Source organism: Micromonospora sp. NPDC047134 (assembly GCF_040643455.1).
Lineage (GTDB): Bacteria > Actinomycetota > Actinomycetes > Mycobacteriales > Micromonosporaceae > Micromonospora.
The window spans coordinates 73471-96872 of the sequence record NZ_JBEYUI010000019.1; the positions used below are offsets into that span (position 1 = coordinate 73471).

23 protein-coding genes are annotated in these 23402 nt (G+C 70.6%); 14 read left to right on the top strand and 9 right to left on the bottom strand.

Translation table 11 applies throughout. The features are described 5' to 3' along the window. Positions 1-37: 37 nt before the first annotated feature. The 4 genes from ABZ795_RS21730 to ABZ795_RS21745 all read right to left on the bottom strand — a co-directional run bounded on the left by ABZ795_RS21730 (position 38) and on the right by ABZ795_RS21745 (position 2949). Positions 38-907, bottom strand: a complete 870-nt coding sequence (locus tag ABZ795_RS21730; RefSeq protein ID WP_357531670.1) for a metal ABC transporter permease — start codon at positions 905-907, stop codon at positions 38-40. After that, positions 904-1668 (bottom strand): ABC transporter ATP-binding protein, encoded by a 765-nt coding sequence (locus ABZ795_RS21735; RefSeq protein WP_357531637.1) that lies wholly within the window; start codon positions 1666-1668, stop codon positions 904-906. The genes ABZ795_RS21730 and ABZ795_RS21735 overlap by 4 nt, the downstream gene beginning before the upstream one ends. Then, the gene (locus tag ABZ795_RS21740; RefSeq protein WP_357531638.1) at positions 1665-2624 is read right to left on the bottom strand and encodes a metal ABC transporter substrate-binding protein; all 960 of its coding nucleotides are present in this window, start codon (positions 2622-2624) and stop codon (positions 1665-1667) included. Before ABZ795_RS21740 ends, ABZ795_RS21735 begins: the two co-directional genes overlap by 4 nt. Before the next feature lie 67 nt (positions 2625-2691). Beyond that, positions 2692-2949, bottom strand: coding sequence for a hypothetical protein (locus tag ABZ795_RS21745; RefSeq protein WP_327024544.1), 258 nt, complete (start codon positions 2947-2949; stop codon positions 2692-2694). 29 nt (positions 2950-2978) lie between these two features. Between ABZ795_RS21745 and ABZ795_RS21750 the strand changes: the two genes are divergently transcribed. From ABZ795_RS21750 to ABZ795_RS21760, 3 genes are all read left to right on the top strand, one after another. Further along, positions 2979-3320 carry an antibiotic biosynthesis monooxygenase gene (locus tag ABZ795_RS21750; RefSeq protein WP_327024545.1) on the top strand — a complete coding sequence of 114 codons (342 nt, stop codon included), beginning with the start codon at positions 2979-2981 and terminating at the stop codon, positions 3318-3320. Between the two features lie 184 nt (positions 3321-3504). Then, the gene (locus ABZ795_RS21755; RefSeq protein ID WP_327027011.1) at positions 3505-3951 is read left to right on the top strand and encodes a hypothetical protein; all 447 of its coding nucleotides are present in this window, start codon (positions 3505-3507) and stop codon (positions 3949-3951) included. A 112-nt stretch (positions 3952-4063) separates the two neighbouring features. Further along, positions 4064-5443, top strand: a complete 1380-nt coding sequence (locus ABZ795_RS21760) for a glycine--tRNA ligase (protein WP_327024546.1) — start codon at positions 4064-4066, stop codon at positions 5441-5443. Positions 5444-5505: 62 nt separating this feature from the next. Here the strand turns inward: ABZ795_RS21760 and ABZ795_RS21765 are convergent, their stop codons facing one another. Next, entirely contained in the window at positions 5506-6384 is an 879-nt protein-coding gene (locus tag ABZ795_RS21765) for a hypothetical protein (RefSeq protein ID WP_357531639.1), read from the bottom strand. A gap of 276 nt (positions 6385-6660) precedes the next feature. Between ABZ795_RS21765 and dusB the strand changes: the two genes are divergently transcribed. From dusB to ABZ795_RS21780, 3 genes are all read left to right on the top strand, one after another. Next, on the top strand, positions 6661-7827 hold the full coding sequence (gene dusB / locus ABZ795_RS21770) for a tRNA dihydrouridine synthase DusB (RefSeq protein WP_357531671.1): 1167 nt from the start codon (positions 6661-6663) through the stop codon (positions 7825-7827). A gap of 163 nt (positions 7828-7990) precedes the next feature. Continuing rightward, a complete protein-coding gene (locus ABZ795_RS21775) occupies positions 7991-8821 on the top strand; it encodes a helix-turn-helix transcriptional regulator (RefSeq protein WP_357531640.1) in 831 nt (276 codons plus the stop codon). 22 nt (positions 8822-8843) lie between these two features. Beyond that, on the top strand, positions 8844-9260 hold the full coding sequence (locus ABZ795_RS21780; protein ID WP_357531641.1) for a nuclear transport factor 2 family protein: 417 nt from the start codon (positions 8844-8846) through the stop codon (positions 9258-9260). An 83-nt stretch (positions 9261-9343) separates the two neighbouring features. Here the strand turns inward: ABZ795_RS21780 and ABZ795_RS21785 are convergent, their stop codons facing one another. Both ABZ795_RS21785 and ABZ795_RS21790 read right to left on the bottom strand, forming a co-directional pair. Continuing rightward, positions 9344-9985, bottom strand: a complete 642-nt coding sequence (locus ABZ795_RS21785) for a C39 family peptidase (protein WP_327024553.1) — start codon at positions 9983-9985, stop codon at positions 9344-9346. Between the two features lie 936 nt (positions 9986-10921). After that, on the bottom strand, positions 10922-12592 hold the full coding sequence (locus ABZ795_RS21790; protein WP_357531672.1) for a beta-N-acetylhexosaminidase: 1671 nt from the start codon (positions 12590-12592) through the stop codon (positions 10922-10924). 323 nt (positions 12593-12915) lie between these two features. Between ABZ795_RS21790 and ppdK the strand changes: the two genes are divergently transcribed. Continuing rightward, the gene (gene ppdK / locus ABZ795_RS21795; protein WP_357531642.1) at positions 12916-15624 is read left to right on the top strand and encodes a pyruvate, phosphate dikinase; all 2709 of its coding nucleotides are present in this window, start codon (positions 12916-12918) and stop codon (positions 15622-15624) included. 60 nt (positions 15625-15684) lie between these two features. On the opposite strand, the gene ABZ795_RS21800 is transcribed toward ppdK, so the two are convergent. Beyond that, complete coding sequence (locus tag ABZ795_RS21800) at positions 15685-16188, bottom strand: roadblock/LC7 domain-containing protein (RefSeq protein ID WP_327024555.1); 504 nt, start codon at positions 16186-16188, stop codon at positions 15685-15687. 288 nt (positions 16189-16476) lie between these two features. On the opposite strand from ABZ795_RS21800, the gene ABZ795_RS21805 reads away from it, so the two are divergent. The 5 genes from ABZ795_RS21805 to ABZ795_RS21825 all read left to right on the top strand — a co-directional run bounded on the left by ABZ795_RS21805 (position 16477) and on the right by ABZ795_RS21825 (position 21573). After that, positions 16477-16830, top strand: a complete 354-nt coding sequence (locus ABZ795_RS21805; RefSeq protein WP_357531643.1) for a VOC family protein — start codon at positions 16477-16479, stop codon at positions 16828-16830. Beyond that, positions 16820-18043 (top strand): deoxyguanosinetriphosphate triphosphohydrolase, encoded by a 1224-nt coding sequence (locus ABZ795_RS21810; protein ID WP_357531644.1) that lies wholly within the window; start codon positions 16820-16822, stop codon positions 18041-18043. Before ABZ795_RS21805 ends, ABZ795_RS21810 begins: the two co-directional genes overlap by 11 nt. 115 nt (positions 18044-18158) lie before the next feature. After that, complete coding sequence (locus ABZ795_RS21815) at positions 18159-19016, top strand: siderophore-interacting protein (RefSeq protein WP_357531645.1); 858 nt, start codon at positions 18159-18161, stop codon at positions 19014-19016. Between the two features lie 155 nt (positions 19017-19171). After that, positions 19172-21034 (top strand): DNA primase, encoded by a 1863-nt coding sequence (dnaG, locus tag ABZ795_RS21820; RefSeq protein ID WP_357531646.1) that lies wholly within the window; start codon positions 19172-19174, stop codon positions 21032-21034. Positions 21035-21036: 2 nt separating this feature from the next. Next, positions 21037-21573 (top strand): hypothetical protein, encoded by a 537-nt coding sequence (locus ABZ795_RS21825; protein ID WP_357531673.1) that lies wholly within the window; start codon positions 21037-21039, stop codon positions 21571-21573. A gap of 25 nt (positions 21574-21598) precedes the next feature. On the opposite strand, the gene ABZ795_RS21830 is transcribed toward ABZ795_RS21825, so the two are convergent. Continuing rightward, the gene (locus tag ABZ795_RS21830) at positions 21599-21835 is read right to left on the bottom strand and encodes a flavin reductase (RefSeq protein WP_357531647.1); all 237 of its coding nucleotides are present in this window, start codon (positions 21833-21835) and stop codon (positions 21599-21601) included. A 552-nt stretch (positions 21836-22387) separates the two neighbouring features. Here ABZ795_RS21830 and ABZ795_RS21835 point away from each other — a divergent pair. After that, complete coding sequence (locus tag ABZ795_RS21835) at positions 22388-23176, top strand: helix-turn-helix transcriptional regulator (RefSeq protein WP_357531674.1); 789 nt, start codon at positions 22388-22390, stop codon at positions 23174-23176. Further along, positions 23167-23358: a DUF397 domain-containing protein gene (locus tag ABZ795_RS21840; RefSeq protein WP_357531648.1), complete on the top strand. Its 192-nt coding sequence runs from the start codon at positions 23167-23169 to the stop codon at positions 23356-23358. Before ABZ795_RS21835 ends, ABZ795_RS21840 begins: the two co-directional genes overlap by 10 nt. Positions 23359-23402 lie beyond the last annotated feature (44 nt).

Consider the following 23402-nt stretch of genomic DNA (forward strand, 5'->3'; position numbering starts at 1 on the left):
CCCGCAACGATAACCAGTGTCAGGAAGCCCGGGTTGGTCAGGATCGGTCGAGCACCACCTCGTGTGGCTCCGGTGCGGGCTCCGGCGCGGGCCGGGTCCGACGGATCCGGCGCCAGGCGGCGGCGAGCAGGGTGACCACCACGAAGGAGACGATCGCGAGCACCACCACGGAGGCGCCCGGGGCGGTGTCGGCCACCGCCGCCAGCCAAATGCCCGCTCCGGCGGCGAACAGACCGAGGGCCATCGCCGCCGTCATGGTGGTGCGGAAACCTCGGGTGAACTGCTGGGCGGTGGCCACCGGCACCACCATCAGCGCACTGATCAGCAGGACCCCGACCGCCCGCATCGCGATCGTCACGGTGATCGCGGTGGTGACCGCCAGCAGCAGGTTCAGGGCCCGCACCGGCAGGCCGGAGACCCGGGCGTACTCCTCGTCCTGGCAGACCGCGAACAACGCCGGACGCAGGGCGATCATCGTGATCAGCACCGCCAGGCCGAGCGCCGCGATGGTGGCCAGGTCACCGCGAGATGTGGTGGTGAGGGCCCCGAACAGGTACGCGTTGAGGTTCGCGCTGGTGCTGTCGGACAGCCCCACCAGGACCACGCCACCGGCGATGCCGCCGTAGAAGAGCAGGGCCAGGGCCAGGTCCCCGGAGGTACGGCCCCGCTCCCGGATCAGCTCGATGGCCACCGCACCGATGACGGCAGCGATCACCGCCATGATCACCGGGGAGGTGCCGAAGAGCAGGCCGGCGCCGACACCGGTCAGGGCCACATGCCCGATGCCGTCCCCGATCAGGGCCAGCCGCCGCTGCACCAGGTAGATGCCGAGCGCCGGCGCGGCCACGCCGATCACCAGCGCCCCGATCAGGGCGTTCTGCATGTACTCGTACTGGAAGAGGTTCAATTCGTGCCCCACAACCCGGCGGGTTCCTCGGGACAGTGCGGATGCACGTGGTCGTGGTCGGGCGCCGCGTGGTGCCCGGCCGGTTCCGGCACCGCGCCGTCGTGCGCGATCAGACCCTGGTGTACGACGACCGCCCGGCTGATCAGGGGCTGGAGGGGCCCCAGTTCGTGGGCCACCAGCAGTACGGTGCCGCCGCCGTCGACGAAGGCGCGCAGCGCCTCGGCGAACGCCTCCTGACTGGCGGCGTCCACCCCGGCGGTGGGCTCGTCGAGCACCAGCAGTTCCGGCCGACCGGCCAGGGCGCGGGCGATCAGGGTGCGCTGCTGCTGTCCGCCGGAGAGGGTGGACACCGGGTCCTTCGCCCGGTCGGCGAGCCCGACGGCCCGCAGCGCCTCGGCCACGGCCTCCCGGTCGGCGCGCCCCGGCGGGCGCAGCACCCCCCGACGGGCCAGCCGGCCGGAGGCGACCACCTCGCCCACCGTGGCCGGTACGCCACTGCCCGCGCCGAGCCGCTGCGGGACGTACCCGATGCGGTGCCACTGGCGGAACCGGCGGGCCGGCTCCCCGAAAAGGGTGACCGAGCCGGAGCTGAGCGGGACCAGCCCGAGCACGGCGCGGATCAGGGTGGACTTGCCGGAGCCGTTGGCGCCGAGGATCGCGACCACCTCACCGGCGGCCACGCTCAGCGAGACGTCCCGCAGCACGGGGCGGCCCTCGTAGCCGACCACCCCGCGCGTCAGAGTGATGACTTCGGTCGTCACGAGCAGCTCAACGCCGTCCGTAGGGTCTGCAGGTTGGTACGCATCACCGAAAGGTAGTCCTGTCCGCCGCCCTCGGCGGACAGACCCTCCAGGGGGTCCAGCACGGCGGTCTGCGCCCCCACCTCCCGGGCGATGGTCTCGGCGACCTTGGGGCTCACCAGGGTCTCGAAGAAGATCGTGGTGGCGCCGTGCTCGCGTGCCTCCTCGGTGACCGTGGCCAGCCGCTGCGGGGAGGGCTCGTCCTCGGGGGAGAGGCCGGTGATGCCGATCTGCTCCAACTGGTAGCGCTGGGCCAGGTACCCGAACGCGGTGTGGCTGACCACGATCTCCCGGCGCTGGCAGGTCTTCAGCCCCTCGGTGAACTCGGTGTCCAGCTTCTCCAACTCGGTGCGCAGGGCGCCCGCCCGCTGGGTGTACTCGTCGGCGTGGTCCGGGTCGACCGCGCCGAGCCGCTCGGCCAGCTTGTCGCCGATGGTGGCCAGCCGGGTCGGGTCGAGCCAGACGTGGGGGTCCTTCGCCCCGTCGGACTTCTCATCGGAGTGGTCGTGGTCATCACCATGGTCGTGGTCGTGGCCACCGGCGGTGGCGTCCAGCAGTGGCTCCACCTCGGCCACGTCGAAGGCGTGGTCGCCGCCGTGCTGCTCGATCGCCTCGTCCACGGCCGGCTGGAAGCCGTGCAGGAAGACGATCAGCTCCGCGTCGATGATCTGGCCGACCTGCCGCGGGTTCAGCTCCAGGTCGTGGGGCTCGGCGCCCGGGCGGGCCAGGTTGGTCACCGCCACGGCGTCCCCGCCGATCCGCTCGGCCAGGAACTGCAAGGGGTAGAAGCCGGCCACCACGTCAACCCGCTCCGGGTCGTTGCCGGCCGCCTCGTCGCCGGTGCAGCCGGTGACGAGGGTCAGGGCGAGCGCGGCAGTGGCCGCGGCCAGCGCCCGGGAGGCGGTGCGGAAGGTCATGCAACGACTGTCCGCGACAATGACAATGATTGTCAAAAACGCATAGTTGCATGTCAGGGCAGGTTGATCAGAGTAGTTTCACCAGGCCGACGGTGACCAACAGGGTCAACATCAACAGTCGGATCACCCGGGTGGCTGGCGTCTGCACCGGCCAGGTCGTCACCAGCAGGGCGGCCACCGCAGCGGCCAGCAGCAGGGTGAACAGCCCGCCCAGCGGGCCCGGGGTGAAGAACGCGACAAGCACCAGGAGCAGGGTGACCAGGAACACCGTCGTCGGGTTGGCCCGGGCCAGGCGGGCGGCGATCTGGCGCTGCGTACGCTGCATCCCACAGACTTTACGAGGAGGAGTGCCCGGTGCTGGTGACCAACCGGTTCGTGGTCGAGGACGACGGTGCCCAGGAATTCACCGAACGGGCCCACGCCGCCCTCGCGGCGCTCGCCGCCCGCCCCGGCTACCTGCGCGGGCAACTGGTCCGGGCCCTGGACGACCCGCGACACTGGTGCCTGCTCACCGAATGGGAGTCGGTCGGCACCTACCGGCGGGCGCTCGGTGGCTTCGAGGTCAAGGTCACCGCGATACCGCTGCTCGCCGAGAGCATCGACGAGCCGTCCGCCTACGAGACGTTGGCCAGCGCCGCCCCGGACGGGGAGGTCGTGGTGGTCGCCAGCGATCGGGCCGCGGGTCCTTACCGCTGAGCTGTCGGGCACTACGCTGGCTCCCATGACCGTTCCCGGACCGGCGGCCCCACCACCCCACCCCCCGCTGCCCGGCCAGCAGAGTCCGTCCGGCCAGCAGAATCCCTGGCCCCCCGGCCACGGTGGCTTCCCCCCGCCCGGTGCGGCCGACCCCGGGCCCCCGGCCCCGCCGACCGGCCCCGGAGTGGCCCCGCCGTTCGCGGCTCCGCCGACCGAGGGGGGTCGCTCCCGACTCTGGCTCGGCCTCGGTGCCGGGGCGTTGGCCCTGGTGCTCTGCTGCGGTGGTGGCGGTGCCGCCGCGGTCGGTCTGCTGATCAGCGGGGTGCAGGCGGTCGAGGAGCAGGGCCGTACGGTCTCCGGCGACTACTACCGGGCCCTGGCCGACGGCGAGTACGGCCAGGCGTACGACCAGCTCTGCGACGCGGTCAAGCGGCGCGAGTCCCGGCAGGAGTTCGAACGCCGCGCCGCCGCCGAGCCCCAGATCGTCTCCTATCAGGTCGGCAGCGTGGACACCACCACCCTGACCGTGCCGGTGGACGTCACCTTCGCCGGGGGTGGCCAGGAGCGCCAGCAGGTCATCCTGGCCCAGGACCAGCAGACCGGAGGCATGGAGGTCTGCGGAGTCAACTGACCCGGCGCAGGTAATGTGCTGAGTTCGGGACAGCGGCGGTCGTACCGTTGTCCTGAACTGTGCCCTTCATCCCATCGGTCCCCGCCGACCGCCAGTCGGCGTAGGAGGAAACATGCCAGCCGACCGTATCGACGCCATCGTCAGCCTCGCCAAGCGCCGAGGCTTCGTCTTCCCCTCCAGCGAGATCTACGGAGGCACCCGATCGGCGTGGGACTACGGTCCGCTCGGCGTGGAACTCAAGGAGAACGTCCGCCGCCAGTGGTGGAAGACCATGGTCCAGCAGCGTGACGACGTCGTCGGGCTGGACTCCGCGGTCATCCTGGCCCGGGACGTGTGGGCGGCCTCCGGCCACCTCGACGCCTTCGTCGACCCGCTGACCGAGTGCCAGTCCTGCCACAAGCGGTTCCGGGCCGATCACCTGGAAGAGGCGTACCAGGAGAAGCACGGCAAGCCGCTGGCCTCCCTCACCGAGCTGAACTGCCCGAACTGCGGCAACAAGGGCACCTTCACCGAGCCCAAGATGTTCAACGGGCTGATGAAGACCTACCTGGGCCCGGTGGAGAGCGACGAAGGGCTGCACTACCTGCGCCCGGAGACCGCCCAGGGCATCTTCGTCAACTACAACAACGTGGCGAACGCGGCCCGGAAGAAGCCGCCCTTCGGCATCGCCCAGACCGGCAAGTCGTTCCGCAACGAGATCACCCCGGGCAACTTCATCTTCCGGACCCGCGAGTTCGAGCAGATGGAGATGGAGTTCTTCGTCGAGCCCGGCACCGACGAGCAGTGGCACGAGTACTGGCTTCAGGAGCGCTGGAACTGGTACATCGACCTGGGGCTCTCCGAGGAGAACCTGCGCTTCTACGAGCACCCCAAGGAGAAGCTCTCCCACTACTCGAAGCGCACGGTCGACATCGAGTACCGGTTCCAGTTCGGCGGCAGCGAGTTCGCCGAGCTGGAAGGGGTCGCCAACCGCACCGACTTCGACCTCACCACGCACAGCAAGCACTCCGGGGTCGACCTGTCGTACTTCGACCAGACCAAGAGCGAGCGCTGGGTGCCGTACGTGATCGAGCCGGCCGCCGGCCTGACCCGGGCGGTGCTGGCCTTCCTGCTGGAGGCGTACGACGTCGACCAGGCGCCGAACGCCAAGGGCAAGATGGAGGAGCGCACCGTGATGCGCTTCGACCCGCGGCTGGCCCCGATCAAGGTGGCCGTGCTGCCGCTGTCGCGCAACGAGGCCCTGTCGCCGAAGGCCAAGGACCTCGCCGCGCAGCTGCGCAAGCGTTGGGTGGTCGAGTTCGACGACTCGCAGGCCATCGGCCGCCGCTACCGCCGGCAGGACGAGATCGGCACCCCCTTCTGCGTCACTGTCGACTTCGACACCCTGGACGACAACGCGGTGACCATCCGCAACCGGGACACCATGGCCCAGGAGCGCATCGCCCTGGACCAGGTCGAGCGCTACCTGATCGACCACCTCCCCGGCTGCTGAGCGATGTGAAGCTGTAAGGAAGGGCCCCTTCTTAACGCCTGGCGTAGAGGAGGGGCCCCTTCTTAACAAGACGCGGGCCGAGTGGGCTGGTCGAGGCGTACCCGGACGGTGGCACCGAAACCACGTCGGGAGTCGTACGCGTCCTCCACCGTGCGGCGCACCCGGCGCGGCTCGCGGCGGATCTGCGCCGGCGTGAAGTGCAGCACCAGGACCCCGAGCCGACTCAACTCGTTGTGCCGGTCGAGTGTGCGCGTCCAGTCAGCAGGTCGGAAGTGGTACTCCTGCGAGTCGACCTCCAGCGCCACCGCCGCGTCGGCCAGATAGCCGTCCGGTGTCGGCAGCGAGGCGCCGTTCAGGTCGAGCAGCCGGGGATTCCAGTGGATCTCGCTCAGCACGCTGCTGTCGGCCAGACACTGGAGCAACTCCGCCTCGGGCGCGGATCGGATACCCGCCGTCACTTCCGCGAACGCCTTTCTGACCAGCGCCGTCCGGCTGCGCCGCGCCCGGGTGATCTCCTCGTCCAGGGTCGTGAGGTCGGCGTACCCTCGCTGCACGGCCTCGGCCACGATGGCCCGCACCGGACGGAGTTGCCGCAGGTCACGCGCCGCGTCGACCACCGCGCGGGCTGGTGAGCACACCGCGTACAGCGGGGTGGTCCGGGCCCGACTGTCCAGGGCGAGAGCCCGCGAGATCACCGCGTATCCTGCCGAGGCGCGTCGGGCGTGATGCGGCACGATCAGGTGTACGTCGTCGCTGCGCGGGCTCTGCCGGAAGCCGTACCAGGTCAGTGCGGCCAGGCCGGTCAGCTGGGCCTGGGCGCCGGCGTACAGCGCCGCCGAGATGCGCCGCTGCTCGTCCGTCAGGGTGCCGGTGACCAGGGCGTACGTCGCGGGCAGCACCCGTTGCCAGAGGGCCCGCCGGGTCTGCCGGTACAGGTACATGTCGTCGAAGCCGAAGGCTAGCAACTGGGTACGAGTGACGATCTGCTGTTGCCGCTCGGTCAGCTCGGAGAACTCGGGTGGAGGGTACGCATGCCCGGAGCATCACCAGCCCGACCGGGCTTTGTCTCAGCCGAGCCGGGTAGCTGTGGACAACCCCGCACCCTGTGGACGACGCCCCACCTGCGACCGGAGTGTGGTATGCGTCGCGTTAACAGGGGGCCCTTCCTATGCACGAGGCGTTAAGAAGGGGCCCTTCCTTACACTTGGGCGGTGACCATGCCTAGGGGTGCTGTGCTGGGGCCGTTGACCATCGGACGGCACCAGGTGTGGCCGCCGGTGGTGCTGGCCCCGATGGCGGGCATCACCAACGTCGGGTTCCGGCAGCTCTGCCGGGAGCAGGGCGGCGGCATCTACGTCTGCGAGATGATCACCACGGTCGCCCTGGTCGAGCGGAACCCGAAGACCCTGCGCATGATCGCCTTCGGGACGGACGAGAGCCCTCGCAGCCTGCAGCTCTACGGCACCAGCCCGGAGACCACCGCCGCCGCCGTGCGGATCGTGGTCGAGAAGAACCTCGCCGATCACATCGACCTCAACTTCGGCTGCCCGGTCCCGAAGGTCACCCGGCGCGGTGGGGGTGCGGCCCTGCCCTGGCGGCGCCGACTCTTCGCCCGCCTGGTCAAGGCCGCGGTGGACGCCGCCGCCCCCGCCGGGGTGCCGGTCACGGTCAAGATGCGCAAGGGCATAGACGACGACCACCTGACGTACGTCGAGGCGGGGCTGGCCGCCCAGGACGCCGGAGTCGCCGCGGTCGCCCTGCATGGGCGTACGGCCGCACAGCGCTACTCGGGCACCGCCGACTGGGATGCCATCGCCAACCTCAAGCAGGCCCTCGACGTGCCGGTGCTCGGCAACGGCGACATCTGGGAGGCCGACGACGCGCTGCGGATGGTGGCCCACACCGGGGTCGACGGGGTGGTGATCGGCCGTGGCTGCCTGGGCCGGCCGTGGCTCTTCGCCGACCTGGAGGCGGCCTTCGACGGACGCACCGAGCGGCGGCTGCCCACCCTGGGCGAGGTGGCGCTGACCATGCGCCGGCACGCCGAGCTGCTGGTCGACCAGTTCACCGCCGGGGCCCGTAACCCGGCCCGGGGCGAGCGGGACGGCTGCACCGACTTCCGCAAACATGTCGCCTGGTACCTCAAGGGTTTCCCGATCGGCAGCGAGCTGCGCCGCGCCCTGGCCATGATCGACAGCCTGGCCCAGCTCGACGACCTGCTCGGCAAACTGGACCCGACCGCGCCCTTCCCGACGGAGACCCTGGGCCAGCCGCGCGGGCGGACCAACTCACCCGGCAAGGTCTTCCTGCCCGACGGCTGGCTGGCCAGCCGCGACGACGACACCGTCCCCGAGGGCGCAGAACTCGCCGACTCCGGCGGCTGAGGCATTACCTGGCAGGTAATCGACTCCGCGCGGGTGACACGGCACGCTGGCGTCGACGCCCGAACCGACGCCCGAGGACGAGGAACCCGATGAACTCTGCACCACCACCGTGTCGATCGACCCTCCGGGCCTCCGGAATTGACCTGGTATCGCCGGAGCTGCCGTGACCGCCGTCGAGACGGCGCTTCCGGTTGTTGCGAAGCAGCGCTCGGCGCCTTCGGTCGGCGTGGAGTTGCGTCGGTGGCGGGAGGTGCGGCGGCTGAGTCAGCTGGAGTTGGCCGCGCGGGCCGACATCTCCACCCGCCATCTGAGCTTCGTCGAAACAGGCCGGTCGCGGCCGAGCGGGGAGATGGTGCTTCGCCTCGCCGAACACCTCGACCTGCCGCTACGCGAACGCAACCGGCTGCTGTTGGCGGCGGGCTACGCCCCGGCGTACCCGCAGACCGCGCTGACCGCCCCCCGGATGGCCCCGGCCCGCGCCGCCGTCCGGCAGGTGTTGGGCGGTCACGAGCCCTACCCGGCCGTGGTGGTGGACCGCAGTTGGCACATGGTGGACGCCAACCAGAGCCTGACCATCTTCACCGATCTGGTGGCGCCCGACCTGCTGGCGCCTCCGGTGAACGTGCTGCGGGTGAGCCTGCACCCGGACGGTCTCGCCCCGCACATAGCGAACCTTCGCCAGTGGCGGGGGCATCTGCTGGCTCGGCTGGCTCGGCAGGTCGAACTGACCGGCGACGCCGAGTTGGTAGCACTCGACGGCGAGTTGCGTGGCTATCCGGGGGGAGGCCCGGAACCGGACGTCGAACTGCCCGGGCCGGGCGACATCGTGGTGCCGCTGCGGCTGCGGTACGACGGTGGAGAACTGGCCTTCCTCAGCACCATTGCGACGTTCGGCACGCCACTGGACGTGACTCTGGCCGAACTGTCCATCGAGTCGTTCTATCCCGCAGACGAGCGTACGGCGTCGGTGCTGCGCGAACGCACCCGCCGCTGACCCTGCCCTTGGAGGTCTTGAAGTGTCCGCTACCCGGCAGACCGTAGACACGCTGCTGTCCCGCATCGTCGCCGGTGAGGTACCCGATCGGATCGCCGAGCTGTACGCCGACCGAGTCGACTGGCAGGTCAACTGGCCGACCACCGAGCACCCCGACGTGCCGTGGATCCGTCCGCGATCAACCCGTGCGGACGTCGCCGACCATCACCGCACGCTGGCCGAGGCCACCGTGCCCGGCCAGGCCGAGGCGACCGTCACCGGCATCCTCGTCGACGGGCCGGATGCCGTGGTGTTCGGCCAGGTCACCCAGACGGTACGCCGTACCGGCAGACGGTTCACCGCTCGTTTCGCCCTGCACCTCACGGTGGCCGATGGCCGGATCGTCCGGCACCACGTTTACGAAGACAGCCTCGCCATCGAAACTGCCTGCCGGAGTTGACGCCCGCAGCTGAACGCCGGCAAGGGCCGACCCCGTGTGGGGTCGGCCCTTGCCATGTGCTTGCCGTTCGTGATGGTGGATCGTCAGCTGGTGGCGCTGTAGCCGCGGGTGGCGATCCAGTCGGCGAGGTTGTCGGTGGTGAGCCAGTATTCGGCCTTGTTGGGGTCGGCGGAGTCGGCGATCTTGACCTGCTCGCCGTTGTCGCGGTAGCCGGTGACGCTGATGTAGTGGCCGCCTTCGTAGCTGTGGGTGGTGCCGGTGGTGTCGGTGGCGGTGCCGGCGATGTTGGCGACTACGGCGCGGCCGTCGTCGACGGTGCGCTTGATGTCGTCGCGCAGCTTGTCGGCGTGCTTGTCGGCGGCCTTGGCGTCCGGGATCTCGACGGACTTGTAGACGTTCTTGCCGGTTTCCTTGTTCAGCACGGGGGTGATGTCGTTGATGGAGTTGGTGCCGTCTTCGGTGGTGCCCATGCGTTCGGCCATGTCGTGCTGGTCGATGTCCTTGCCCTGGACGGACAGGGCGTTGCGGGTGGCGGCGGGGCCGCAGTAGTAGAAGGTGTCCTGGGCCTCGTAGCGCACGTCGAGCTGTCGTTCGGTCTGGTGGTCGTGCGCGGCGATGACGCCGGGGGTGGCCTGGGCGGCGATGGCGGGGGCGGCGATGCCACCGGCGGTGGCGGCGGCAGCGGCGATGGTCAGAGCGGTCTTCCGCAGGATGGTGGTAGCCATGATGGGTTCCGCCTTTCGTTCGGGGGTGTACGCGGCGAGCGAAGGGGTCGCGGTGGCCGCGCAGTAAGGGGGAAGATCGTGGTGCAGGGCTCTGGCCCTGCTCGGGCATCCGGGGCCCGTTGGGCCGCTCACGATGTCCGGGAGATGTGTAACGCCGGGTGGGCCTCGGTCATTCCGGCCCGGCATCCCGGGGGCGCTGACGCGGAGGCGTCGCGGTTACTCTCCGGTACAACGACGGGGCTGGGGGCATCATTCCGCCGCTGCGGTGACCCGGGTCACCCGAAAGAGTTCATTGTTGGACAAGTCGCCCAATACCGCTCGATTGTGGCGATCCGGGGCTGGCTATCGGGTGCTTTATCCAGGCCGGGGCTGCGAACGCTTCCGGGTGCGCCCTGTCGAGCTGATCCGTCTGTGCGCTCATGCGACGTTGCCGCGATGCGAGGTGGCGGCTCGTGCGGGTTGGCGGCGCGTGCGGGGTGCAGGCATCACCGTCGATGCGGTGATCGCGGCGCCGTGGATCTTGTGACGTGGGTGACCGGGATGGCTGGTCTGGCCCGGCGATGATCGACTCCATTGCGCCGGAATGGCGGTCTCTCGCCCGGGTCGGACCCCGCCGTTTCGGCGTAATGGTGGCGGTACGCAGGTCACGGCGGCTGCCGACGCCTGGGGCGGGCCTTCGCGCAGGATGTCGCACTGCTCGGCTCGCTGCGGTGGTCCACGGCGAGGTGTACTCCACGGAGGACCTCGTCGTCTGGGGATGGGTGCGCCGCCGATCCGCCTGCACTGTCAGCTCGACAGGGCCACAGGGGCCCAGATGCCGCACGGCTCCGTTGAACGGCATCGCGTCGAAGGGCGATCTAGCAGGTGATCATGGTGTGTGCCATGCCACCTGCTTGCGGTCGTCCGCCGCCGATGTCCGTGTTGACCGATGACCGTTCAGCCCTGAGCGGAGCGCATCGCGCCTTGTTCCGACGGCGCGGACCGGGGCGTGGGGACGGGTGGCTGGGTCGGCCAGGGCACCTCGGGTGAGGGGTGGTACGCGATCCCGGCTGCCGTCCAGCGTGGACCTTGCCCGGCCAGGCGCTGCCGGAAGTCGGCCCAGTCGTGCGCGGATCGGGGCGACCAGGCCAGTTCGGCGATCGCGGGTAGCCGGGGGAAGAGCATGAACTCCACCTCGATACGGGTGGTCACCGACTCGGTCCACAGGGGAGCTTCCACCCCCAGCACGGCCTCGGGCGGTACCCCGGTCAGGTGGGTGGCCGGGTCCCAGTCGTGCGCCCGGTGGGCGTCGATCAGGGCGGCCCAGTCGTGTCCGATCGGGGTGTCCGGGGCGTACTTCATGTCCAGGTAGGTGCGGTCGGCGGGGGAGAGGATCACCCGGGCCCCCTGGCGTACCGCCTCGGCGGTGACCGGGTCGTCGGGGCGGGTGCCCCACCATTGCAGGATCCGCCCGTCGAGGTGGGCGGCCTGGGCGATCTGGTGCCAGCCGATCACCGTCCGGCCCAGCCCGGCCACGGTCCGCTGGACCCGCTCGACGAAGCGGGCGTACACCTCGGCCGGCACCTTGAAGGCCTCGTCGCCGCCGATGTGCAGCCACTGGCCGGGGGTCAGGGCGGCGACTTCGCCGAGGACCTCGGCGACGAAGGCGTACGTCCGCTCGCTGGTCGGGTCGAGGTAGCTGAACCCGACCTCCGTGCCGGTGTACGGCGGCGGTGCGATCCGGTCCGGGGCCAGTTCCGGGTAGGCGACCAGGGCGGCGTTGGTGTGGCCGGGCAGGTCGATCTCGGGGATGACGGTGATGTGCCGGGCGGCGGCGTACGCCACGATGCGCCGGTAGTCGGCCTGGGTGAAGTACCCGCCGGGGCCCCCGCCTACCTGGGTTGCCCCGCCGAGGTCGGCCAGCCGGGGCCAGGAGTCGATCGCTATCCGCCAACCCTGGTCGTCGGTGAGGTGCAGGTGCAACCGGTTGAGCTTGTACCGGGCCAGGTGGTCGATGACCCGCAGCACGTCGGGGACCCCGAAGAAGTGCCGGGCCACATCCAGCATGGCGCCCCGGTGGGGGTACCGGGGCCGGTCGAGGATCGACCCGCCGGGCAGTACCCATCGTTCGCTGACCGGGGTGGCGCTCTCCACGGCGGCGGGTAGCAGTTGCCGCAGGGTCTGCACCCCGTAATACAGCCCGGCGGGGGTGCCGGCGCGCAGGCGTACCCCCTCGGGGGTGACATCCAGCCGGTAGCCCTCGGGGCCCAAGTCGGCCTCGTCGGTGAGGTGCAGGACGATGCCGCCGGCCGGGGGTTGTCCGGTGATCTCGGTGACCGGCAGGGGGTAGCCGGTGGCCGGGCGGAGCAGGGCGGCCAGTTGCTCACCGACGGCCAGGGCGGCCGGGTCGGCGCTGACCCGGATCACCGCCTCGGCGGGCAGCAGGTAGTCGGCGCCGGGGTCGGGCTCTACCCGCTCGGGAGCGGGCACCACCTGGCCGAGCCGGATCGGCGCCGCGGGGGCCAGCAGCGCGGCCGCCGCCCGCTCCGCCGCGCCCGCCAACTCCCCGGCGGTACGCGGGCCGGCGTACCCGGTCGGGTCCAGGGGCTTCGGGGTGGTGTCGGGCAGGGGGGACACGAAGGGCTCCGAGGGGGTGTATTCGCGGCGGGTATGGCAATGGTGCGAGGTGTGGTGACGGTATGTGTTTTCAACAGTACGGCGGGGCGAGCAATTGCTTGTTCGTGTTTATGGAAGCGTTCCCAGAAACCCGGACGAACGCGGAAAGTGGTGATTGCTGTGCCCATTGTCACCGAATGGTCCCAGGCTGGGCCTTGTTCGCTTAGCCTTCGCCCACCGATCGGCACAGCACCCGGATTGCCAGTGAGGGCTTTCGGGGTACAAAAAAAACTGAACCCTCGTTAAGTGTCAGTCCGGGCGCGTGGGAGGCTCTGGTGACAGTGCAGGAAACGGTCGAGCACAAGTACGTCTACGACTTCGCCGAGGGCAACAGGGATCTCAAGGACCTGCTCGGTGGCAAGGGTGCCAACCTGGCCGAGATGACCCACCTCGGCCTGCCGGTTCCGCCCGGCTTCACGATCACCACCGAGGCGTGCAAGGCGTACCTGGCCAGCGGGAAGCAGCCCGCCGGGCTGGCCGACCAGATCGCCGCCCACCTGGCCGCCCTGGAGCAGGGCATGGGCCGACGCCTCGGTGACCCGGAGGACCCGCTGCTGGTCTCGGTGCGGTCCGGGGCGAAGTTCTCCATGCCGGGCATGATGGAGACCGTCCTCAACGTGGGACTCAACGACCGCAGTGTGGTCGGGTTGGCCGCCCAGGCCAACGGCAACCAGCGGTTTGCCTGGGACTCCTACCGGCGACTGATCCAGATGTTCGGCAAGACCGTCTGCGAGGTGCCCGGCGAGGAGTTCGAGCACGCCATCGACGAGGCCAAGCGGGCCAAGGGCAGCACGGACGACCTGGACCTGGACGCCGAGGACCTGCGGGCCCTGGTCGACACGTACAAGAAGATCTTCAGTAAGCACACCGGGCGGGAGTTCCCGCAGGACCCTCGCGAGCAGCTCGACCTGGCTATCCGGGCGGTCTTCGACTCGTGGAACGCCGAGCGGGCGGTGATCTACCGCCGGCAGGAACGGATCCCGGCCGACCTGGGCACCGCGGTCAACGTGGTGGCGATGGTCTTCGGCAACCTGGGTCCGGACTCCGGCACCGGGGTGGCCTTCACCCGTGACCCGGCCAGCGGGGCCCAGGGCATCTACGGCGACTACCTGGCCAACGCCCAGGGGGAGGACGTGGTCGCCGGCATCCGCAACACCGTGCCCCTGCAGGAGTTGGCGCGGATCAACAAGGCCGCCTACGACGAACTGCTGGACTACATGGCCCGGCTGGAGCGGCACTACCAGGACCTCTGCGACATCGAGTTCACCATCGAACGCGGCAAGCTGTGGATGCTGCAGACCCGGGTCGGCAAGCGTACGGCCGCCGCCGCCTTCGTCATCGCCGGTCAACTGGTCGACGAGGGCCTGATCGACCTGGACGAGGCGCTGCACCGGGTCAACGGGGCCCAACTGGCCCAGCTGATGTTCCCGCGTTTCCAGCTCGACCACGGCTTCGAGCCGGTAGCCACCGGCATCGGGGCCTCACCGGGGGCGGCGGTCGGCAAGGTGGTCTTCACCTCGGCCCGCGCGGTCGAGCTGACCGGTCAGGGTGAGGACGTCATCCTGGTCCGCCGGGAGACCAACCCGGACGACCTGAACGGCATGATCGCCGCCAAGGGCATCCTCACCTCCCGGGGCGGCAAGACCAGCCACGCCGCCGTGGTGGCCCGGGGGATGGGCAAGACCTGCGTCTCCGGCGCCGACGCACTCGATATCGACGTGCCGAAGCGGCGGATCACGGTGGCCGGGCGGACGGTCACCGAGGGGGAGGTGGTCTCCATCGACGGCACCACCGGCAAGGTGTACCTGGGTCAGGTGCCCGCCACCCCCTCGGAGGTGGTGCAGTACTTCGAGGGTGAACTCGACCCGGAGGCCACGGACGACGCGCTGGTCCAGGCCGTACACCGGATCATGTCGCACGCGGACGCCCGGCGGCGGCTGGCGGTACGCACCAACGCCGACACCGGTGCCGACGCGGCGCGGGCGCGGCGGTTCGGGGCCGAGGGCATCGGGCTGTGCCGCACCGAGCACATGTTCCTCGGTGACCGACGGGAACTGGTCGAGCGGTTGATCCTGGCCCGGGAGGCCCCGGAGCGGGAAGCCGCCCTCGCTGCCCTGCTGCCCCTGCAGCGGGCCGACTTCGTGGAGATCTTCCGGGCGATGGACGGGCAGCCGGTGACCGTCCGGCTGATCGACCCCCCGCTGCACGAGTTCCTTCCGCCCCTGGAGCAGCTCGCGGTCGACGTGGCGGTGGCCCAGGAACGCGGCGAGGACGTGGCCAAGGAGGAGGCCCTGCTGGCCGCGGTGCGCCGGATGCACGAGGAGAACCCCATGCTGGGGCTGCGCGGGGTCCGCCTGGGCCTGGTCATCCCCGGCCTGTTCGCGATGCAGGTCCGGGCGATCACCGAGGCCGCCGTGGAGTGCACCCGCCAGGGGGTACGCGCCTGCCCGGAGATCATGGTCCCGCTGGTCGGCGCGGTCCAGGAACTGGAGACCGTACGCGCCGAGGCCGAGAAGATCATCGCCGAGGTGGCCGGTGGCAGCGACGTCGAGGTGCTGATCGGCACGATGATCGAGGTGCCCCGGGCGGCCCTGACCGCCGGGCAGATCGCCGAGGCGGCCGAGTTCTTCTCCTTCGGCACCAACGACCTGACCCAGATGGGCTGGGGCTTCTCCCGCGACGACGTGGAGGGTGCCTTCTTCTGGCGTTACCTGGAACTGGGCATCTTCGGCATCTCGCCGTTCGAGTCGATCGACGCCGACGGCATCGGTCGACTGGTGCGGATCGCGGCCGAGGAGGGCCGGGCGGCTCGCCCCGGACTCAAGCTGGGGGTGTGCGGCGAGCACGGGGGCGACCCGGACTCGGTGCACTTCTTCCACGCCGTCGGACTGGACTATGTCTCCTGCTCGCCGTTCCGGGTGCCGGTGGCCCGGCTGGAGGCGGGCCGGGCGGCCGTGGTCACGGCGGGCTCGGACAGTCGCTGAACGACCCGGGTCGGCGGGCGCTGGTCCGCCGACCCAGCTCGGCGGCCGACCCGGTCGGGCTCAGATCGGCGGGCGGCGCCAGGTGATGTGGGGGTCCCGGCGGGGACGCTGGCTTGGCAGGGTGGACATCGGGGTACGCACGGCCAGTGGGGTGTGTGGATCGGTCTGCAGCGGCGTCAGGGGGGTCGATCGGCGGCAGGCGGCCAGGGTCGGCCCGGCCCGATCAACCATCGCCAGCGCCTCCTCGCGCAGCGCGACCAGGTCGGCGCCGGGGGCGGCCACCAGGGTCAACAGGGCGTCCCCACCGGCCGGATAGGTGATCACACAACCCGCCCCGGTGTGCACCACGGACTCGTGGAAGGGGCCCTGCCGGACGGTCGCCGCCATCCGGTTGCCGACGCCGTAACTCGCCGCCGCCAGGGCGGCCAGGTAGGTGGCCTCCTGCAGCGGCAGGTCGCTGGAGATCAACAGGCCGTCCGTGCCGGCGAGCACCGTGCCGGTCACTTCGGGCCTACGTCGGCGCAGCCCCTGCAACTCGGTGCCCATCATCGTTTCCGCGTTCACGAGCGTTTCTCTCCCACCGGTTGTGTCGCCGCTCAACAGGTGACGTTCCGCGATGGCGACGCTACCCGTGGATGTCGATTAACGCGATCCCGTGACCGTCGGCAATCGGACGAGAACTCTAGTCTGATCGGAGGATGTGAACCCTTCGGCCGCAGTTCGTCGTCGCGCCGTCCGGCGCGGCCGGGCGTAACCTGAGGCTCGCCGGAGGACCGTCGTCGCAAAGGGGTGCCGGATGAGTGTGCGTACCGGGCTGTCGGGGCTTGCCGGTCACCGGTCGGAGGTGTCGGCATGACCAGTGTCTGGACCAGTCTGACCGTCGATGCCCGTGATCCGGCCCGGTTGGCCCGCTGGTGGGCCGAGGTGCTCGGCTACCAGGTGGTCACCGAGCGGCCCGACGAGGTGGAGATCCGGCAGGCCGCCGACCGGTTGCCCGGCATCGTCTTCGTGCCGGTGACCGATGCCAAGGAGAACAAGAACCGGCTGCACCTGGACCTGCGACCGGCCGACCGGGAGGCCGAGGTGGAACGACTCGTCGACATGGGTGCCCGGCATGTCGACGTGGGCCAGAACGGCAGCGACTGGACGGTGCTCGCCGACCCGGAGGGCAACGAGTTCTGCGTACTCGCACCACGTGGGGACTGACGCGCAGCGGCGGGTGTCCGAGCCGGTCAAGGACGCCGGGGGAGACCGGTCACCGTACGAGCGGGACCGGGCCCGGGTGCTGCACTCGGCGGCCTTCCGCCGGCTCGCCGCGAAGACCCAGGTGCACACGGCCGGCACGGACGACTTCCTGCGTACCCGACTGACCCATTCGCTGGAGGTGGCCCAGATCGCCCGGGAGATGGGGGCGCGACTGGGCTGCGATCCGGACATCGTCGACACCGCCGGGCTGGCCCACGACCTGGGGCACCCGCCGTTCGGACACAACGGCGAAACCGCCCTGGACGCGGTCGCCGCCGCCTGCGGCGGCTTCGAGGGCAACGCGCAGACCCTGCGGGTGCTGACCCGCCTGGAAGCCAAGGTGTATGCCCCCGACGGCACCTCCGTCGGGCTCAACCTCACCCGCGCCTGCCTGGACGCGGTCAGCAAGTACCCTTGGCCGCGTCGGCCGGGCCAGCGCAAATTCGGGGTGTACGCCGACGACCGGCCGGTCTTCGACTGGCTGCGGCAGGGGGCGCCGACCGGGGAGCGGCGCTGCCTGGAGGCGCAGGTGATGGACTGGGCCGACGATGTCGCGTACTCGGTGCACGACGTGGAGGACGGCATCCACGGTGGATACCTCACCCTGGATCTGCTGCTGGCCGACCCCGAGGAGCGGGCCGCCCTCTGCGCCGACGTGGCCGCCACCTACTCCGCCGAGCCGCCGGACTACCTGGGCCAGGTGCTGACGGAGTTGCTAGCCGATCCGCTGCTGGCCCCGCTGGCCGGCTACGACGGCAGCCACCGGGCCCAGGCCGCCCTCAAGGCCACGACAAGCATGCTGACCGGCCGATTCGTGGCCACCGCCGTCGCAGCCACCACGGCCCGGTTCGGCCCCGGGCCGCACCGCCGCTACGCGGCCGACCTGGTGGTGCCCCGGTCGCTGCGGGCCCAGTGCGCCCTGCTCAAGGGCATGGCCCTGCGCTACGTGATGCGTCGTCCCGGGGCGCAGGGGCGCTACCAGCGACAACGGGAGATCCTCACCGACCTGGTCCGGATGCTGACCGACCGGGCACCCGAGGCCCTGGACCCGGTCTTCGCCCCCCTGTGGCGCGCCGCCCCGGACGATGTAGCCCGGCTGCGGGTGGTGGTCGACCAGGTGGCCTCCCTGACCGACCCCGCCGCCCTGGCCTGGCACACCCGCCTGGTCGCCTGACCCTGCTGCTTGCGGTCCTGGCGCCGGCCTGGCTAGCTGACGTCGGCCTGGCACGCCCGCCTGCTGGGCTGACGCCGGCCGGTCGGGCTCTGGCGGGTGAGGCTAGCCTAACCAGATGACCGAGCGCCCGAAGACAGTCACCGCCGCCCGCGTGGTATGCACCGAACGACCCACCGCGCATGTGGTCCGAGTGGTGTTCGGGGGACCTGAGCTGATCGGCCTGCCGGTGGGCGAGTTCACCGACCACTACATCAAGATCGTCTTCCCGGTGCCGGGGGTCGACTATCCGCGCCCTATGGAACTCGCCGCGATCAAGCGTGAACTGCCGCGTGAGCACTGGCCCCGGCTGCGGGCGTACACCGTGCGGGCCTGGGATGCCGAAACCGGGCAGATGACGGTCGACGTGGTGCACCACGGCGAGACCGGTCTGGCCGGGCCCTGGGCCGCCGCCCTGCGACCCGGCGACGAGGTGCTGTTCACCGGCCCCGGTGGGGCGTACGCCCCCAGCCCGGAGGCCGACTGGCACCTGATGGTCGGCGACGAGAGCGCCCTGCCGGCGATCGCCGCCTCCCTGACCCGGCTGCCGGTTGGCGCCCCCGCGCACGTCTTCGTCGAGGTGGACAACCCGTCCGACGAGCAGCCCCTGCCCAGCCCCGGCAACGTCCACCTGACCTGGCTGCACCGCAACGGAGGCAAGGTCGGCGCGGCCCTGGTCTCCGCCGTCCGGGAACTGGAGTTCCCGCCCGGCACGGTGCACGCCTTCGTCCACGGCGAGGCAGGCTTCGTCCGCGACCTCCGCCGCTACCTGCGGGTCGACCGAGCCATCCCCCGCGAGGCCCTCTCCATCTCCGGTTACTGGCGCCAAGGCTTCGACGACGAAGGCTGGCGCGCCACCAAACCCGACTGGAACCGCCAAGTAGAACTAGACGAACACCCCACCCCCACCCCCACCCACCCCCTCCCAACCCGTTGATCATGAGGTTGGCGGCACTTTTGTAGATCAAGTCCGCCGTCAACCTCATGATCGACGGGGCGAGAGTGGGTGAGGGCGAGAGTGGGTGGGGGTGGTGGGTGGGGGTGGGGTGGGCGGGGGAGGATGGGGGGAGATAGGCAGAAGGGGGTGGGGGTGTGGCGGGGCGGATTCGGGATGAGGACATCGCGCTGGTTCGGGAGCGGGCCTCCATCGCTGAGGTGATCTCCGACACGGTGACCCTGAAGTCGGCGGGGGCGGGCAACCTGAAGGGGTTGTGCCCCTTCCACGACGAGAAGAGTCCGTCGTTCAACGTCTCGCCCGCACGCAACGTCTGGTACTGCTTCGGCTGCGGTGCCGGTGGCGACGCCATCAAGTTCCTGATGGACGCCGAGCATCTGAGCTTCGTGGAGGCGGTGGAGCGGCTCGCCGCCCGGGTCGGGCTGCAACTGCGGTACGTGGAGGACGACCGGTCCGCCCCCCGCCGGGAGCGACCCCAGCAGGGACAGCGGCAGCGGCTGGTCGCCGCGCACGCCGCCGCGGTGGAGTTCTACACCACCCAGCTGACCACTGCCGGTGCGCGTACCGCCCGGGAGTTCCTCGCCCAGCGGGGCTTCGACCGGGCCGCCGCCGAACGGTACGGCTGCGGATTCGCCCCCGAGGGCTGGGACCCCCTCACCCGACACCTGCGCCAGCGGGGGTTCAGCCACGACGAACTGGTAGCCGCCGGGCTGTCCCGACCGGCCCGCTCGGGCAGCCTGATCGACCGGTTCCGGCGTCGGCTGCTCTGGCCGATCCGCGACCTGACCGGCGATGTGATCGGCTTCGGTGCCCGCAAGCTGTTCGACGATGACGACGGACCGAAGTACCTCAACACCCCCGAGACCCCGATCTACAAGAAGTCCCAGGTGCTCTACGGCATCGACCAGGCCAAGCGGGAGATCGCCAAGCAGGGTCGGGTGGTGGTGGTCGAGGGGTACACCGACGTGATGGCCTGCCACCTGGCCGGGGTACCGACCGCGGTGGCGACCTGCGGCACCGCCTTCGGCGGCGACCACATCGGCGTACTGCGTCGGCTGCTGCTGGACACCGACGCCGTGGCCGGGGAGATCATCTTCACCTTCGACGGGGACGCCGCCGGGCAGAAGGCCGCCCTGCGCGCCTTCGAGGACGACCAGCGCTTCGTCGGGCGTACCTTCATCGCGGTCAGCCCCGACAACATGGACCCCTGCGACCTACGCCTGGCAAAGGGCGACCTGGCCGTACGCGACTTGGTCGCGCGCCGCGAGCCGCTGGTCGACTTCGCGCTGCGCCACGTGATCAGCCGGTACGACCTGGACACCGTCGACGGTCGGGTCGAAGCCATGCGCCGGGCCGCGCCGCTGGTAGCCAAGCTCAAAGACCAGGAAAAACGCCCGGAGTACGTCCGCAAGCTCGCCGGTGACCTCGGCATGGAGATCGAGCCGGTGCAGCGGGCCGTCATGGCCGCGGCTGCCGGTCGACCGGTGGACGGCCCGACGCGTCCGGCGCGCAGCGAGCCGAGCGTGGACAGTCCGCAGTCGATGGTGGAGCGGGAGGCGCTCAAACTGGCCCTCCAGGAGCCGGTGCTGGCCGGGCCGATGTTCGACGCGATCGAGGCGACCGACTACCGGCACCCGGTGCACGTGGCGGTGCGTACGGCCATCGCCCAGGCCGGTGGTGCCGCCTCCGGGACCGGCGGCGCGGTGTGGGTGGAGGCGGTCCGCGACGCCTGCGAGGACCTCGCGGCCCAGGCCCTGGTCGGTGAGCTGGCCGTGGAGCCGTTGCGGATCGACGGCGAGCCCGACCCGAGGTACGTTTCGATCACCATGGCCCGCCTGCAGTGGGGCTCGGTCACCGCCCGGATCCGGGAGTTGAAGTCCCGGATCCAGCGGATCAACCCGGTCAGCAACAAGGACGAGTACTTCGCCACCTTCGGTGAGCTGCTCTCACTGGAGCAGCACGCCCGGGCCCTGCGTGAGCAGGCGGCGGGAGGATTGTGATGATCAGACTGTTCCGGCGTCGGCCCAAGTTGCCGTCCACCGCCCGGCCACCCCTGGAGCGTGACGAGCGGGTGCTGGCCTGGGCCTCCGTCGGCAACGGCGAAGGCGACGGGGTGGTCGTGGCCAGCAACCTGGGGCTGTGGCTGCCCGGACGCGGGCACCGGATCGGCTGGCACGACATCGTCAAGGCGGCCTGGTCGGGCCGGGAACTCACCGTCACCTGCGGTGAGCAGGTCGCCGAGCGGGAGGGTTACCTGGTGATCGCCGACCGTCCGGCGGAACGCTACCTGCTGCTAGACCCGGGCGAGCTGCCGCACCAGGTACGCACCCGGGTCACCAAGTCGGTGGCGTACACCCAGCACTACGCCCTGCCCGGCGGTGCCGGCCGGATCGTCGGTCGGCGGGTGCCCGGGGTGGATGGTCTGACCTGGATGGTCCACTACGACCCCGGCACCCCCCACGACGACGAGGCGGTGATCGCGGAGACCGACCAACTGGTCGCCGCGGCCCGCGCCGCGACCACCCCTCAGGACCTCTGAGCAGGCCGCTTGTCGGGCGGCGGGGTCAGCGGGGGCGGGCCCAGGTGAGGAAGCGGTCGGCCAGGACCTGCGGCGGAAGTTGGCCGTGCAGGTCGTCGGTCGCGTCGTACATCATCGTGCCCAGGTAGATCAGCAGACCGGTGCGGTTCTCCCGGTACTCGCCGAGCAACGCCAACCGAGCGGGGGAACACGGCCACGCCGCACCGCACACCCGACATCGCCAGGACGGCCGCGCCGCGATGTGCGGCCGGTAGCGGGGCATCAGCCTTACTCTCCGTGGTCTTTCGCGGTGATGGCAGGTAGCGGCCTCCGTTGGCCCGCCACTCCTGCGCCCGGGTGAGCCACCCCGGCCGTCCGGGTCCGTTGAGGGGGAACACCTCCGTCGGCGCGGTCGCCCACGCCGGTCGCTCGACGGTTTCGGACGGCATGCCCGGTGACGGTGGCTGGCTGGCGGGGGTGTCCGGCGTGGCCAGCGGAGGCCGGTGGGGCGGTGTGGACCATGGCGCGGGCGGTAGGTGACGGCTGTTGCGGATGCGTCGGGGAAGCGTGGACGCCGTCGAGAGTCGGCATTGCCAGAACTTGAGTCGCATGGAGCCTCCGTCGAGGTGGAAAAGGGGCGCCGGGCCGATGGTCGGTGTACCGGCGCCCCGGCCTGGTTCCGCCCGCCGTCCGATCCCGTGAGCGGTCCCGCTGCGTGACAGTCTGGTGAGGATGCGACTACCGTGGGAGGCCCGGCACGGTGACGACCAGGGCGTCCAAGCCGGTTTCCAGGCGGTACGAAGGTGTACGGAGGCTGTCCGTGGAACGCTCGTCCATGTTGGAGCACTTCGCGGAGGAACTTCGGCTGGCTCGCACGGTCACCGGCATGTCGCAGAGCGCCCTTGCCGAGGCGCTGAGCTATTCGCCCGCCCTGGTCGCCAAGGTGGAGACGGGTGAGCGGCGGCCCAGCCTCGACTTCGCCCGCCGCTGCGACACGGTGTTCGGCGCGGACGGCCGGTACGAGCGCATCCAACGCCGCATCAGCCGCGAAACCGTGGTGCCCTGGTTCCGCGACTGGCCCGGCATCGAGGCCGAAGCCACCGCCCTACGCTGGTTCGAGCCGTTGTACGTGCCCGGCTTGTTGCAGACCGAGGGCTATGCCCGTGCCATCCTGGACGGCGCCGGGTTGTTCGCGTCGGATGAGATCGAGCAGCAGTTGACGACCCGGCTGGACCGTCAGACGGTGCTTACCCGAGACCGTCCGCCCCTGCTCACGGCGGTCATCGACGAGTACGTTCTGCGTCGCCGGATCGGCGAGCCGGAGGTGATGCGCGAGCAGTTGCGGCACATGGTGAAGCTCGGATCGACGATGCCTCGGCTCCGAATTCAGGTGGTGCCGCTGTCGGCCGGAGCCTACCCGGGGCTCGACGGACCCTTCGTGATCGCTACCTACCCACAAGGCGATGATGTGGTCTACCTGGAGGGGCAGCGTCATGCGCAAGTCCTCGACCGTTCCGAGTTCGTGCGGCAGATGGTCGAGATTTGGGAGGCGATCCGGGGTGAGGCACTATCGCAGCAGCAGTCCCTCGACCTGATAGCGGAAGTGGCGGAGACATGGATCTGACCGGCGCCCGGTGGCGCAAGAGCACCCGCAGCAACGGCGGCGGCGGCGCCTGCGTGGAGGTGGCTGACAACCTGCCCGGCGTGGTGGCCGTACGCGACTCCAAGGACCCGACCGGGCCGGTGCTGGCCTTCACGCCGAAGTCCTGGCAGACGTTCGTCGCACAAATCTCCGAGCCCTTGTAGCCTCGCCGCGCTGCCCGATTGAGCTAGAGCTAGTGAATCTTGGA

Excerpts from the sequence above, each read along its gene's own strand:
- ABZ795_RS21740 (WP_357531638.1), bottom strand. The coding sequence starts at position 2,624 with ATGACCTTCCGCACCGCCTCCCGGGCGCTGGCCGCGGCCACTGCCGCG.
- ABZ795_RS21745 (WP_327024544.1), bottom strand. The coding sequence starts at position 2,949 with ATGCAGCGTACGCAGCGCCAGATCGCCGCCCGCCTGGCCCGGGCCAAC.
- ABZ795_RS21760 (WP_327024546.1), top strand. The coding sequence starts at position 4,064 with ATGCCAGCCGACCGTATCGACGCCATCGTCAGCCTCGCCAAGCGCCGA.
- ABZ795_RS21765 (WP_357531639.1), bottom strand. The coding sequence starts at position 6,384 with ATGTACCTGTACCGGCAGACCCGGCGGGCCCTCTGGCAACGGGTGCTG.
- dusB (WP_357531671.1), top strand. The coding sequence starts at position 6,661 with ATGCCTAGGGGTGCTGTGCTGGGGCCGTTGACCATCGGACGGCACCAG.
- ABZ795_RS21785 (WP_327024553.1), bottom strand. The coding sequence starts at position 9,985 with ATGGCTACCACCATCCTGCGGAAGACCGCTCTGACCATCGCCGCTGCC.
- ABZ795_RS21805 (WP_357531643.1), top strand. The coding sequence starts at position 16,477 with ATGACCAGTGTCTGGACCAGTCTGACCGTCGATGCCCGTGATCCGGCC.
- ABZ795_RS21815 (WP_357531645.1), top strand. The coding sequence starts at position 18,159 with ATGACCGAGCGCCCGAAGACAGTCACCGCCGCCCGCGTGGTATGCACC.
- ABZ795_RS21830 (WP_357531647.1), bottom strand. The coding sequence starts at position 21,835 with ATGCCCCGCTACCGGCCGCACATCGCGGCGCGGCCGTCCTGGCGATGT.
- ABZ795_RS21835 (WP_357531674.1), top strand. The coding sequence starts at position 22,388 with ATGTTGGAGCACTTCGCGGAGGAACTTCGGCTGGCTCGCACGGTCACC.
- ABZ795_RS21840 (WP_357531648.1), top strand. The coding sequence starts at position 23,167 with ATGGATCTGACCGGCGCCCGGTGGCGCAAGAGCACCCGCAGCAACGGC.